General features: G+C 51.0%; 9 protein-coding genes. All 9 read left to right on the forward strand.

Going from position 1 to position 14,180, the window contains the following annotated elements:
- Nucleotides 1-22 precede the first annotated feature (22 nt).
- A complete protein-coding gene (locus GGC63_RS06635; protein ID WP_225947999.1) occupies nt 23-2,977 on the forward strand; it encodes an extracellular solute-binding protein in 2,955 nt (984 codons plus the stop codon).
- Nucleotides 2,964-3,938, forward strand: coding sequence for a carbohydrate ABC transporter permease (locus GGC63_RS06640; protein ID WP_225948000.1), 975 nt, complete (start codon nt 2,964-2,966; stop codon nt 3,936-3,938). The genes GGC63_RS06635 and GGC63_RS06640 overlap by 14 nt, the downstream gene beginning before the upstream one ends.
- Complete coding sequence (locus GGC63_RS06645; RefSeq protein WP_079909222.1) at nt 3,939-4,844, forward strand: carbohydrate ABC transporter permease; 906 nt, start codon at nt 3,939-3,941, stop codon at nt 4,842-4,844.
- 39 nt (nt 4,845-4,883) lie between these two features.
- Nucleotides 4,884-6,308 carry a DUF5060 domain-containing protein gene (locus GGC63_RS06650; protein ID WP_192701619.1) on the forward strand — a complete coding sequence of 475 codons (1,425 nt, stop codon included), beginning with the start codon at nt 4,884-4,886 and terminating at the stop codon, nt 6,306-6,308.
- Nucleotides 6,309-6,341: 33 nt separating this feature from the next.
- Nucleotides 6,342-7,778: a DUF5605 domain-containing protein gene (locus GGC63_RS06655; RefSeq protein ID WP_192701620.1), complete on the forward strand. Its 1,437-nt coding sequence runs from the start codon at nt 6,342-6,344 to the stop codon at nt 7,776-7,778.
- Between the two features lie 50 nt (nt 7,779-7,828).
- The gene (locus GGC63_RS06660) at nt 7,829-10,180 is read left to right on the forward strand and encodes a glycosyl hydrolase family 95 catalytic domain-containing protein (RefSeq protein WP_225948001.1); all 2,352 of its coding nucleotides are present in this window, start codon (nt 7,829-7,831) and stop codon (nt 10,178-10,180) included.
- Between the two features lie 367 nt (nt 10,181-10,547).
- Entirely contained in the window at nt 10,548-11,639 is a 1,092-nt protein-coding gene (locus GGC63_RS06665) for a Gfo/Idh/MocA family protein (protein ID WP_192701621.1), read from the forward strand.
- Nucleotides 11,639-12,514 carry a sugar phosphate isomerase/epimerase family protein gene (locus tag GGC63_RS06670; protein ID WP_192701622.1) on the forward strand — a complete coding sequence of 292 codons (876 nt, stop codon included), beginning with the start codon at nt 11,639-11,641 and terminating at the stop codon, nt 12,512-12,514. The genes GGC63_RS06665 and GGC63_RS06670 overlap by 1 nt, the downstream gene beginning before the upstream one ends.
- On the forward strand, nt 12,456-14,162 hold the full coding sequence (locus tag GGC63_RS06675) for a hypothetical protein (protein ID WP_225948002.1): 1,707 nt from the start codon (nt 12,456-12,458) through the stop codon (nt 14,160-14,162). The genes GGC63_RS06670 and GGC63_RS06675 overlap by 59 nt, the downstream gene beginning before the upstream one ends.
- The last annotated feature ends 18 nt before the right edge of the window (nt 14,163-14,180 follow it).

Here is a 14,180-nt window from a genome sequence, read left to right on the forward strand (position 1 = left end):
CAGAGGAATGGAGTTGAAAGCGTTGTTACGAACTCGAGCGTGGATAGCGGCCATGCTGGCGCTCGTCCTGACACTGAGTCCTGCAGCAGCAGGGGCAGATCAGACCGGTACGCCGGGAACGGGCGATAACGGTGCAAAGTTACATAATAGCAATTGGGAAACAGGGGAAGCCAAGCCCCAAGACCCTTACTATTTTGAAGTGTTGGACGGTTGGATCAAAAACGGAGCGGGGACCTCTCATAACGCCAGCTTTACCCTACCCGGCTCCAGGCTGAGCGGCAAGTCCGATAAAGCCAATGTGACGGTCGCGCCTTATGATGGAAAAAGTGACGTTATGGTATGGAGCGCCCAGGGTGATGAATGGATTGAGTACGAGTTCAATGTCGATCAAGGAGGATTATACAATATAGCGTTGTCGTATCATCCTTTTGTTGACGCTTCACACCGCAAGCCGATCTCATGGAATGTTACTCTGGATGATAAGAATCCGTTTCTTGAATCCAAATCGGTGCAGCTGTTCCGGCAATGGAAGGATCAGCTTCCCGCCCGCATTGATGATAACGGAGATGAAATTCGTCCGATGGCGACCGACATTTCCGGCTGGCTGAACGATGCCTTCCGGGATTCCGGCGGAGCTTATGAAGATCCTCTGCTGTGGAACTTGACACCAGGCAGGCATAAGCTTCGCTTGTCCGGCAGCGATCCGGTGGCGATCGAAAGCATCACCTTTCGGGCTCCTGCCAAAGTGGAGGATTACAAGACCTACAGAAGCTCCCAGCCTTCCGGAGCGGCTTCAACTAATGCAGCACCTATCGTCATCGAAGCGGAGCAGGTGCAATGGAAGAATGACTCCTCTATTCCTTTGACCTATGACAATGATATTGCTTCCGTACCTTATGTTCGAGGAAAAATTACTTACAATACGATCGACGGGCAGCGCTGGTCCAAGGGGAATCAGGAGGTCAGCTGGAGCTTCGAGGTTCCTGAAGACGGCTACTATAAAATAGGAATGCGCGCCCAGCAGTCATTTTTGTCCAACCGCTCCTCGTTTCGCTCTATTGCCATTAACGGCAAAACCCCATTTTCCGAGCTAAAGGCGTACCGGTTTTTATATGCGACGGGCTGGAAAGGGATAACACTGGAGGACGATCAGGGGCATCCGTACGAGTTTTATTTGAAAAAAGGAACCAACACGCTGTCCATGCGCGTCACGCAAGCACCGCTCAAGCCAACGATCGTAGAATTGGAGAAGGGCATTGCGGGATTGAAAAAGCTGGCCGCCGATTTAAAGGCATTAACAGGCGGAGTGGATGACAAGAACCGGACCTGGGACATTGAAAAGGATCTGCCGGGCTTCATCGACGAGCTGAAAGGCTTGAGTGATAATCTCGATGGGGTGAGATCCCGTCTGGAAACTGTTAACGGACGCCCGGACGCCGTCTCACAAGGGATTGTAACGATTAATCAGGATATCCGATCGCTCTTGAAAGATGCGAACGAGATCCCTTATGAAGCAAGCCGACTCGTAACGATGCAGGGGAAGATCGGTGATCTGATTCAACAGCTCAGCTCCCAGCCGCTTCAATTGGATCGGATCATGGTGGTGCCGGTGCAGCAAAGCTTTCCGAGGATGGAAGCGACGCTGACCCAAAAAATTCAGGGGGCGTTCATCAATTTCTTCTACTCCTTTATGCCGAAAGAAAATTTGAACAAGGTTCAGGATGATGTTCTCAATGTCTGGGTGCTGCGAGGCAGAGACTATGTGAATCTGCTCCAGGATATGGCGAATGAATCGTTTACCCCTAAGACGGGGATCAAGGTCAAGGTGAATCTGCTGCCGGACGCAGGGCTGTTAGTATTAATGAATGCCGCCGGTATAGCCCCGGATGTAGCTTTAGGGTTGGGGCAGGATTTGCCGTTCGAATACGCATTGCGTAACGGGATCTATGATCTGAAGCAGTTCCCTGATTTCGATACGATCTATAAACGGTTTGCTCCCGGATCATGGACGCCCTTCTATTATAATGACGGGTATTATGGGGTCCCGGAAACACAAACCTTCCAAATGATGTACTATCGCAAAGACATCCTGCAAAATTTGGGCCTGAAGGTTCCTGACACTTGGGATGAGCTGTATAAGATGCTCCCTGTCATCCAGCAGAACGGAATGAATATTACGCCGGTGGGCCATATTCCTTTCTTTATGCAGAACGGCGCAGACTACTTCGCTGAAGATGGCAGCAGGACGGCAATCGGGTCGGAGAAAGGCTTCGACGCGTTTAAGAAATGGACGGATTTGTACAACAAGTACGCCGTCGACCGCTCCTTATCCAGCTTCTATCAGCACTTCCGTGACGGGACGATCCCGATGGGGATCGCGGATCTAAGCATGTACATCGAATTGACGGTCGCAGCACCTGAGCTGAATGGTTGGTGGGGCGTTGCTCCGGTTCCCGGTGTCAAGCAGGATAACGGCACGGTTGCCCGCTGGATTGGCGGGGGGATGCAGTCCTCCGCGATCTTTAAGCAAACGAAGAAACCGAATGAAAGCTGGGAGTTCCTGAAATGGTGGACTTCCGCCGAGGTGCAGGAGAAGTACGGCACTGATCTGGAGACATTGAACGGGGTTAGCTTCCGGTGGAATACCTCCAATATTGATGCTTTTGCAAAGCTACCGTGGAAAGAAGACGATCTTAAAGCCATCATGGAGCAGTGGAGATGGTTTAGGGAAATTCCTAATGTACCGGGCAGCTATTTCATGGAGCGTGAGCTGCAAAATGCTTGGAACCGGACTGTCGTAGACGGAATGAACTATCGCACTTCACTTGAAACCGCGATTGTTGATATTGACAGGGAAATTCAGCGGAAGATGCAGGAGTTCCATTTTATTAATGAAAACGGTGAAGTTGTACGGTCCCTGAATCTGCCGAAAATAACCCAGCCGTGGGAAGGAGTGGATAAGTATGTTAAAAAGTGAATCCAGGACGCTGCCGAACGTGCATACCTCCACGAGCCGTCTGAAGCCGAAATGGGTTTCACCGATTCAGATGATGTGGGAGTACCGTGCTTCTTATGTATTTATTGCGCCGTTTATGGTATGTTTCATTATCTTTATCATGATTCCTGTTATCGCCGCCTTCGGGCTTAGCTTTACTTATTACAATTCCTTGGAGCCCCCCAGATTCGTAGGGTGGGAAAATTTCCGGTATATGCTGTCGCAGGATTTGATTCTGATCAAATATGCGATTCCGAACACCTTCAAGTTCGCAACCATTGTAGGCCCGGGAGGCTATATCGCCTCCTTCCTGCTGGCTTGGCTCATCTCCATCCTGCCGGGAGTTTACCGCAAATGGTTTACACTCGCGCTGTATACTCCGTCCCTAGCGGGCGGAGTAGCGATGAGCATCATTTGGCTGCCGCTCTTATCCGGCGACCGCATCGGCTATTTGAACAGCTTTCTTATTAAGCTGGGTCTTATTAATCAACCGATCCTATGGGTAACAAGTAAGGAATATCTGATGTCCTCCATGATCGTTGTTACGCTGTGGTCCAGTATGGGGATCGGCTTTCTGGCGATGCTGGCCGGGATATTGAATGTCAATAACGAGCTCTATGAAGCAGGCAGACTCGACGGGATCAAAAGCAAGCTGGAGGAGATCTGGTACATTACGATCCCATCAACCAAGCCGCAGATGCTGTTCGGTGCGGTGATGGCCATTGTCGGGGCGTTCAAGGCCGGAGGCATAGGTACCCAGCTGGCCGGTATGAATCCGACGCCTCAATATTCCGGACATTTGATCATCAGCCAAATCGACGATTACGGGTTTACCCGTTTCGAGCTGGGGTATGCAAGCGCCTTATCTGTATTTCTTCTTATTCTTATTTACGTTGCCAATAAGCTCTGCTGGAGATTGTTCGGTACGAAGGAGGACGAATAGATGAAAGTCATGGGCTCAGAAACGCTCGGGAAGCTTTTTCCGTGGCGGAATAGGTCAAAGCTGCATCGGTTGGGCCCGACGGAGAAGTTTGCCGTGTTTTTGCTGATTGCTCTAAGTATTTTTATGCTGATGCCGTTGGTTTATATATTGAACCATGCGCTGAAGCCGTATCAGGAGCTGTTTATTTACCCGCCCAACATCTTTGTCCGGAATCCCTCCTTTCAAAATTTCGTAGAGCTGCTGGCCATTACCAAAGGGACTGCGATTCCGATAACCCGTTATATTTTTAATAGTGTTGTCGTAGCCATATTGTGCGTTATTATTGTAACTATAGTGAGTGCGATGTGCGCTTACCCGATATCGAAGCATAAGTTCCCGGGGCACAAAATAGTGTTCGGCATGATCCTGCTGACGCTGCTCTTTGCCCCTGAGACCGTAGCTATTCCCCGCTATCTGGTGGTCAGCAAGCTGGGCATCATGAACACGTACTTCGGCCACATTATGCCGATGGTAGCCGTGCCGACGGGCGTCTTCCTGATGAAGCAGTTTATCGATCAGCTCCCTAACGAGCTTCTGGATTCAGCCAAAATGGACGGAGCGAGGGAGTATACGATCTTCATGAAGATCGTGCTGCCCGTCATTATGCCGGCGGTAGCGACCATTGGTATTATTGCTTTTAACGCAGCTTGGGGCAATACGGAAACATCGACCTTGTTCATGCAGCAGGAAGAGATGAAGACGTTTCCTTTCTACATCTCTACGCTGACGAGCGGGATGGCGAACAATGTAGCCAGGCAAGGGGCGGCGGCGGCCGCTGCGCTGCTTATGTTTTTGCCGAACCTGATTATTTTTCTATTGTTCCAAAGCAAGGTCATTGCGACTATGGCTCATTCCGGCATCAAATAGCCTGTCACCATTTCCATGGAAGGAGCGGACAATGCAAGTATGAACGATCAACTGCAGAGTGTGGAGCGTTGGGGGCGGTTTGAGCTTGTTCTACACGGACCGTCCACGGGCAACCCGTTTCAAGAGGTGCAGCTAAGCGCCAAATTTCAATATAAAAATAAGGTGGTAGAGCCTGACGGCTTCTACGATGGCGAGGGACGATACCGGATTCGCTTTATGCCTGATCAGATAGGAAGATGGCGGTACGAGACCCGAAGCAACCGCCCGGAGCTTGACGGGATCACCGGCGAGTTCGATTGCGTAGAGCCATCCAGCGGCAATCACGGGCCGGTTAGAGTCAAAAACCAATACTATTTTGCATATGAAGACGGCACTCGCTATTTGCCCTTCGGCACTACCTGCTATCATTGGACCCATCTGGGCAACGAGGAATTGGAGGAGCATACGCTGCAGACGCTGGCGAACTCCCCGTTCAATAAAGTTAGAATGTGCCTGCTGCCGACAAGAGATATGAAGCCGCCTGCACTTGCTTTTGCAGGTACGTGTCCGGAGGATACCGATAAAACAAGATTTAATCCCGATTTCTTTGCGCATTTGGAGCGTAGAATCGAGGATTTGCAGCAGCTTGGCATCGAAGCGGATTTGATATTGTACCACCCTTATGATAAGGGTCATTGGGGCTTTGATAACATGGACGAGGAAACAGACCACTTTTATCTTCGTTATGTTATCGCCCGGCTTGCCGCCTACAGAAATGTATGGTGGTCTTTGTCTAACGAGTACGATTTCAATAAATTCAAAACGGTAGCTGAGTGGGATCAGCTCATTCAATATGTGCAGCGATACGATCCGTACCAGCACCTGCGGTCGATTCATAACGGCACGAAGATGTACAAAACATCGACGCTGTATGATTACACCAAACCCTGGATAACTCATCAAAGCATCCAGCACTGGGATGCGGAGCTCACAAGCGTATGGCGGGAGACGGCTCCAAAGCCCATCGTGATTGATGAGATCTCTTATGAAGGGAATAGCTCGAGGAGATGGGGCAATATTTCCGGGGAAGAAATGACTCACCGGTTCTGGGAGGGCTTCTCCAGAGGAGGATTTGTTGCCCATGGAGAGTCGTTCATAGACCGTGAGACCCGTGCATGGATTTCGTTCGGAGGCAAAATCTACGGCGAGTGCATGGAACGAATTGCCTTTCTGCGCCGGATTATCGAGGAAGCACCGGAAGACTGGATTGCTTCTGCCGGGGAAGGCCAGTATAAATTAATGTATTTCGGCCGCCATCAGCACGCTTATACAAAGGTAGAGCTCGGAAAGGATACGGAGTTCCAGATCGAGATTATCGATTGCTGGAATATGACCATAACTCCGGTAGAAGGGATATACCGCGGAATAACCAAGGTGAAGCTTCCCGGCAGGCCCTATATGGCTCTGCGTCTAACGAGAGTGTAACCATAGGATCTAGAAGGGAGGATTGGCACTGCCATGGATACAGTTGCTCAATGGGGAATGTTTGAGCTGAAGCTGAACGGTACTTCGACGGGGAACCCGTTTACTGATATCTCCTTAAGCGCGAGCTTCAGGAACGGGCGATATGAAGCGGTGTCGGAAGGCTTCTATGACGGAGGCGGAACATACTGTATCCGATTTATGCCGCAGGAGCAAGGCGAATGGACTTTTACGGTCTCCAGCAATGATCCGGGCTTCAACGGCATGACGGGACAGTTTATTTGTACAGCTCCGGAGCCGGGTCATCATGGACCTGTCAGGATTAAAGGGAACGTACATTTTCAATATGCCGATGGTACCCGTTATATCCAGGTGGCTACAACCTGCTACGTGTGGCATTTGCAATCGGAAGAGCTGCAGGAAGAGACGCTGCGTACGTTGATGCATGCCCCCTTTAACAAAGTGCGAATGTGTGTATTCCCGATAAACTGCGAGTTTACTAGGGGAGAGCCGATCGAATATCCTTTCGAGGGCTCTGTAGAACAAGGCTTCGATTATGACAGATTCAATCCCGGCTATTTTGCTCATCTGGAACGCAGAATAGTGGATTTGGGCAAGCTCGGCATCGAAGCCGAACTGATCTTGTTTCATCCGTATGACGAAGGGCGCTGGGGCTTTGACCGTTTGAACTCTGAACAGGACGAGCGTTATCTGCGTTATGTGATCGCCCGGCTTGGTGCTTATCCCAACGTATGGTGGTCTCTTGCCAACGAATATGACCTGATGAAGCAGAAGCGGCCGGAGGTTTGGAACCGATACTTTACAATGCTTCAGGAATACGATTCCGGCGGACATCTGCGATCATGTCGTAACTGGCATGATTTCGGGGCCCCCTGGGTCACTCATGTTAGCTTACAGAACCCGGATATCAGAGTAGCATCGGATTACACCAGGCAATACGGCAAGCCCGTTATCATCGATGATTGTGAGTATGAAGGGAACCTCGATGCCCGCTGGGGCAGCTTGACTGCCGAGGAAATGGTACTGCGAATATGGGAAGGAAACTTTCGCGGCGGCTACGTGACACATGGGGAATCCTATGTGAACGATGATGGGAATGAGGACGAAGTCCTCTGGTGGTCTCATGGCGGACGGCTTCGTGGAGAAAGTGTCCCGAGGATCGCCTTCTTACGGAGCCTTCTTGAGGAAGCGCCAGCACATATCACATACAGCAGTGACAGAATGGACGCCGCTACGCTGGAGGTAAGAGGGGAATATTATTTGCAGTACTTCGGGCCCCATCGGTTCTCTTACCGCGAATTCGAGCTGCCCGAGGGTGAGTATGAGGTGGATGTGATTGATACCTGGAACATGACGACAACGACGCTGCAAGAGACGTTCCAAGGCCGATTCCGGATCGATCTGCCCTCCAAGCTTTATTACGCGTTACGTATTAGAAAAAAATCGAACTAATAGCTAATGGGGATAGGCCTGAAACAGGCGAACCCAGAAGGAGCGATGACATGGTATCCATGAACAAATCGAACTCGAATATGAAATTGTGGTATGAAAAGCCGGCCAGAGCCTGGACCGATGCGCTTCCAATCGGCAATGGCAGGCTTGGGGCGATGATATTCGGCAAAGTGAATACGGAACGGCTTCAGCTGAACGAGGATTCTGTCTGGTATGGCGGACCGGTCAACGGCAATAATCCGGACGGACGCAAATATTTGCCTGAGGTCCGCCGCTTGTTAATGCAGGGGAAGCATGTGGAAGCGGAGGAATTGGCGCAAATGGGAATGATGTCGATTCCCAAATCGCTTCACCCTTACCAGCCGTTGGGAGAGCTTCATCTGTACCATGACGGCGAGAAAAAGATGATCTCCAATTATTACCGAGATCTGGACATTGAAGAAGGAATTGCGCATGTATGCTACAGCTTGAATGATGTCCGCCACGTGAGGGAGCTGTTCAGCAGTGCGGTTGACCAAGTCATCGTGATTCGTGTATCCTGCGATCGCCCGTCTACCCTGAATTTAAGGATGAATTTGAGCCGCAGACCGTTCGACGAGGGCTCGCACCGCTTCGGCAAGGATACGCTCGTTATGCGCGGGGAATGCGGCAGGGACGGAGTGACGCTGTGCGCAGCGGTCAAAGCTGTAGCCGAAGGCGGGACCGTCAGCATCATCGGCGATTTCCTCTCGGTTAACAAGGCCAATGCCGTAACGATATACTTGGCGGCGGGGACGACATTCCGCTGTGAAGATCCGCTTGGAGAATGCATTCAGCAGCTGGAGAAGGCCGCTGCGAAAGGCTATGAGAAGGTAAAGCAGGATCATCTGGAGGACCATATTTCCAAAATGAGGAGGGTCAGCCTCGAATTGAGCCGTCAGGGCACTTCTGTTGAAACCGCTTCCCTTCCTACGGATGCCCGTCTTCAGCGTTTTAAAGACGGCGGGGATGACCCGGCGCTCATTTCCCTATATTTTCAGTTTGGCCGTTACCTGTTGATGGCAAGCTCTCGTCCGGGGTCAAACCCTGCCAATTTGCAGGGCATATGGAATGAGAGCTTTACGCCGCCATGGGAAAGCAAATACACCATTAACATTAACACCGAGATGAATTACTGGCCTGCCGAGGTGTGCAATTTGGCCGAATGTCACGAGCCGCTGTTCGATTTGATTGATCGTATGCGGCCTAATGGGCGGATAACTGCTCAAAAGGTATATGGCTGCAAAGGCATTGTGGCGCACCATAATACCGATATGTGGGGCGCGACCCAAATCGAGGGCAATTTTATGCCAGGCTCTATATGGCCGATGGGAGCGGCTTGGCTGTCTCTGCATTTGTGGGAGCATTTCCGCTATGGGCTGGATGAAACGTTTTTGCGTGAACGCGCTTACCCAGTCATGCGGGAGGCGGCGGAGTTTTTCCTTGATTATATGTTTGAGGATAAACAAGGGAGATTGGTTACAGGGCCGTCCACTTCACCTGAAAATAAATATATCGGGTCCGATGGCAGTGTCGGCTGCCTAAGCATAGGCCCGTCTATGGATACTCAGATTGTATATACCCTGTTCCAGGCCTGCGTGGATGCATCGCAAATATTACATATGGACGAAGCGATCCGCACGCAGTGGGAAGTCGCGCTGAGCAAGCTGCCAAAGCCGCAGATCGGCAAGTACGGGCAGCTGCAGGAGTGGGTAGAGGATTGGGAAGAGGTTCATCCGGGTCATCGTCATATCTCGCATTTGTTCGCGCTTCATCCGGGAGAGCTTATCCATGTTCGCCATACGCCGGAATGGGCGCAGGCAGCTAGGCGCACGCTGGAGCGCAGGCTGGAGAACGGAGGCGGCCATACGGGATGGAGCCGCGCATGGATACTGAATTTTTATGCCAGATTGGAGGATGCGGAGCAGGCTTACGAGCATCTGAGAATGCTGCTCTCGCAATCGACATTGCCTAATTTATTCGATAATCATCCGCCATTCCAGATCGACGGTAATTTTGGAGGAACGGCGGGGATAGCCGAAATGCTGCTGCAATCGCACCGTGGAGAAATCACGCTGCTGCCTGCATTACCCGAAGCGTGGAGCAGCGGCAAGGTTTCCGGTTTTCGCGCGCGGGGCGGCTTCGAGATCGGCATGGAATGGGAGGATGGCGTGCTGACTCATTGCGTCATTAAAGCAACGAGAAATAACGTCTGCCGGATCGTCAGCCAGCAAGCCAATTCCTCCTTCTCGGTAGAGACGAACGGCAAGATCGTGGATACCCGTATCTCAGGATACGTGACCGAGTTCGATGTGCTTGAAGGTTCAACCTATGTGGTTAAAGCCCAGAAGCTGCCGGAATTATCCCAAACTAAGCAAGCTTAGTCATTTAACTATAGCAAAGAGGCCATCTTTTTCGGTGGTCTTTTTGTTTGTTGGGAAACTTTCTGTACCAAAAAACGCGAAAGGTAATAGGTGGGGTATCTCCTGTAGGAGCGTTAGCGACCGCCTTTGTTATTGGGAAATATCCGCTAAAAGAATATAATCAATAATTTCCCAAGAACAACAGCGGCCGGAGGGGGATACCCCACCGGGGGACCAGAGCGTTATTCGTATTTTTTTATTTTCCCAACAAATTAGTGGCTATCCATCCAGATGGCCTCTTTGCTTCAATCCGCCCCAAAAGTAAGCAGAAACAACCTATATATGTTTTTTTGAACTGGTGTAAAGTAAAAATCGAGAGGTGAAAACCATGGAATTTATTAGACCAGAAGATTACACGCCAAAAAAATCGCATATATCAGATTTGAAGAAATATGGAATCGGCATTATCGGATGCGGCAGTATTGCCAATACGGCTCATCTGCCCGCCTACAGCAAATTCGGGCTCCATGTAGCAGCATGCTGCGATGTCAGCGAGGAGGCTGCCCGTACGACAGCGGAGAAATTCGGCATCCCGCGTTGGACGACCGACGTGAATGAGCTGCTGGAAATGGATGAGGTCGCCGTTATTGACTTGGCCATCCATCCGGCACCCCGTCTGGAGGTCCTGAAGCAAATCAGCAAGGCACCTAGACCCGTATTATGTCAGAAGCCGTTGGCGCTGGATCTGGACCATGCCATGCTGCTCTGCAACGAGGCGAACCGGCTCGGGATCACTCTCGGAGTGAATCAGCAGGCGCGTTGGGCACCGGCGCATAAAGCTTTGAAGCACGTGATCGATCAAGATCTTATCGGAGAAATCTACAGCATTCATCATTATATGCGTTCCTTCCAGGATCAGGCCGGCTGGTGGTGGACGAAGATGAAAAACTTCAATATTGTCGACCATGGCGTTCATTATGTAGATTTATGCCGATATTTTAACCCTTATCCACAGGAATGGTCTCGCGTACATTGTACGACGGCGCAGCTCAATCAACAAAATGCCATAGACCCGCTAATCTACTCGGCCAACGTGGAATTCGGATCAAAAGGCGGAAGAAACCCCTTTATGGCTTCGCTGCATTTTAACAATATCGCCAAAGCAAGCCGTTCCCACAGCAATACGTGGTGGGTAGACGGTACTGAGGGAAGTCTCTGGTGCACACAGGATACGCTGTATATGGCCATTAATAAGCATAAGAACGTGATACACGAGATCAAGCTAAAAGGAACCTGGTTTCCGGATGCGTTCGCAGGCTCCATGCTCGCGTTCATCACGGCTTTGGAGCAAGGAGAACGCCCGCCGGTTACAGCGGAGGATAACCTGCAGACGATTGCCATGACGACGGGGATGGTTATGTCCAGCCAGGAGGGCTGCGTAGTTGAGAGAACCGACTTGCTTAAAGGGAGCGATCTTTAATGAATAAACTCGGTTTTATGAGTTATGTCTATATGGGTTGGTCGGTGGAAGCGATGGCGGAAGATGCGCGCAAGCATGGATTAAAGTACGTGCAGCTTGATCCCAAGCAGAAGTTGCAGGTGATGGATGACGAGCCGTTTTCGCTGGTGCGTGTCGAAAAAATCCGCAAAATTTTTGAAGACAATGGCATATCTGTCGTCGGGTTGTCCGGATATACCAATTTGATGAATCCGAATCTGCAGAAAAGAGAAGAGAAACTAAGTCAGCTGGAGCGAATGATAGATCTGTGCTCCGCCTACGGCACGCGGTATATCGCAACGGAAACGGGAAGCCTTCACCCGACGAACGCTTGGCGGGATTATGAGGGAAACCGGTCCGAGGAAGCCTGGGAACAGCTTGTGAGCATTGTAGACCGGTTGAGAAATCGGGCGGTAGCTAACGGAGCTGTCCTGCTGCTGGAAGGCTTTGCTCTCAATGTGCTGGCTTCGGCAGAGCAAGCGTCTCGAATGATAGGGCGTCTCGGCACCGATGGACTGGGAATGATCATGGACCCGTTCAATTATTTGACAGAGGAAGATTTGACGCGGCAGCAGGAAGCGATGGCAGGAATATTCCGCAATATTGCCGGCTATTCCCCAATAGCTCATGCGAAGGACAGCTTGTATGATGAGGAGGGCTTTACAACCCCTCGTGTGGGAGCCGGTCAAGCGGATTGGAGAATATACGCGGAGTTGCTTAACGCTCAATTGCCGGAGGTTCCTTTAATACTGGAGCATGCCAAGCCGGAAGAGGTCGGGGAATGCTTGAGGCTTATTCATGAAGCATTCGGGCAAGCGGAAGATGCCGGAGAAGCGGGTCCATCCTATGGTACATAAACCCAGATTAGGCATACAAGGTCCTGTCGTCGCATGGCAGGATAGCTGGGCCGGGGAAGCGTCGGACCTTATTATGCGGACGGGAACCGGCAGCATTTGTCCTTCGCAGGATAACAGGCCGGATCCCGAAACCTTTATCAGCATGCTGCAGGAGCTCGAGGCGGATTTTTATGTTCATCATACGTTTCCGCAAGGAGAAGGTTACACCGAGCTGCTGCAAGACATGGTTGAAGCCGGGATGGATATCTGCATCGGTAATGAATACGGCAACATTAACGGGCCATGGGTCGAAGGAACAAATCGGTATGACCTCCCGGATGATGCCATACTAGAGGCGGGCCGATCGGGCCGATGCATCGGTTTGCTGTATGACGAACCGGAGCATTTGCAGATCAATGCCGCTCAATATCGGAAGGATGGCTGGTATCCGCATTGGGGGGATACTGATGGCCTGGAGCTGCACGAATCGCGAATCAAGGTCGAGCAGGCAGTTATCGACAGAGTTCAGCACGTCAGCAACCTGATGGAGCGTTCAGGGTACGCCCGAACCTCCATGCCGCTGATTTCCGAGCATGTATTCCCTACCAGCTTTCATACCTACGCGAGGGCGGGGATGGATCTTTGCCCGAAGGTCATGAAGGAATCCTTCCAGTCACTTCAGCTTTCAACGGCATTGGGAGCAGCCAAGCAATACAACCGATCGATGTGGATCTGTGCCGACCTGTGGGGCCCTGATACTGGAGCATGGTTCACCCGGTTTCCCGGATTCCCGGGTCATTCTCCGGAGGAATTCGACTCTGCTTTAAAAATGAGCTATTGGATGGGGCCATCCCATCTGTTTACGGAAAATATAGATGTTCTCATGCAGCATACATCAAGCGGTTTTCGAACGACGGCCTTCGGCGAGGTTTGGAAGCAATTCGTTCGCCAATACGTCCCGGAAAATCCGTTAGCCTGGCATCATTTGCAAGCGGATGCAGATATCGTAGTCATTCATTCCGATGACAGCAATTATGGGCAAAACGAGAGGATGTTCGGCAATCGTGCTCTTGGCAAGCAAAGCTTTCCCCATAGTGAAAGTGTGTTTCACATCTGGCATCTGCTTAGCAGAGGGGCGATACCGGCACATGGCAGCTGCATGCACATTCCGGGGTATGATTTTCCGCGGCATGAATTAAAGCGAAACGTGTCTCTGGACCGGTTTCCTTTGGAGGAAGGCTATACCGGCAGCGGCAGACAGCCGGTGCATCCTCTTTTTTATCCAGTGTCCAACGTTCTGGTCTATGACGATCAAGTGAAGATAGAACAGTTAGGACAACCGAAGCTGGTTTTGGTCGGCGGCTCCAGCTTATCTAATGATACGTTACAGGCGGTTGTCAAACGGGCCGAGGAAGGAAGCGTCGTCGTCATTGCCGAATGGCTGCTGCCTGAGAACTGTCCGAACAACTTGAGAAGTAGCGGTCCTAGAGGCTTCGGCCAGTGGATTGTAACGAATGATTTTCTGGGGGACAGCGTCCGGGAGACGGTCGAGCCTTTCCTGGGAGAAGCCGGCTGCTGGATGCAGCGGTTTGGTTCGACAGAGGTGAGAATGTACCCTGGAAATAGTCAAGGGACGACTCTTGAGTTTGACATACGAGTAGGAAAATAATTTCCTGATAACAACAGC

The sequence above is a fragment of the Paenibacillus sp. OAS669 genome, from assembly GCF_014873645.1.
GTDB classification, from domain to species: Bacteria; Bacillota; Bacilli; order Paenibacillales; family NBRC-103111; genus Paenibacillus_S; species Paenibacillus_S vulneris.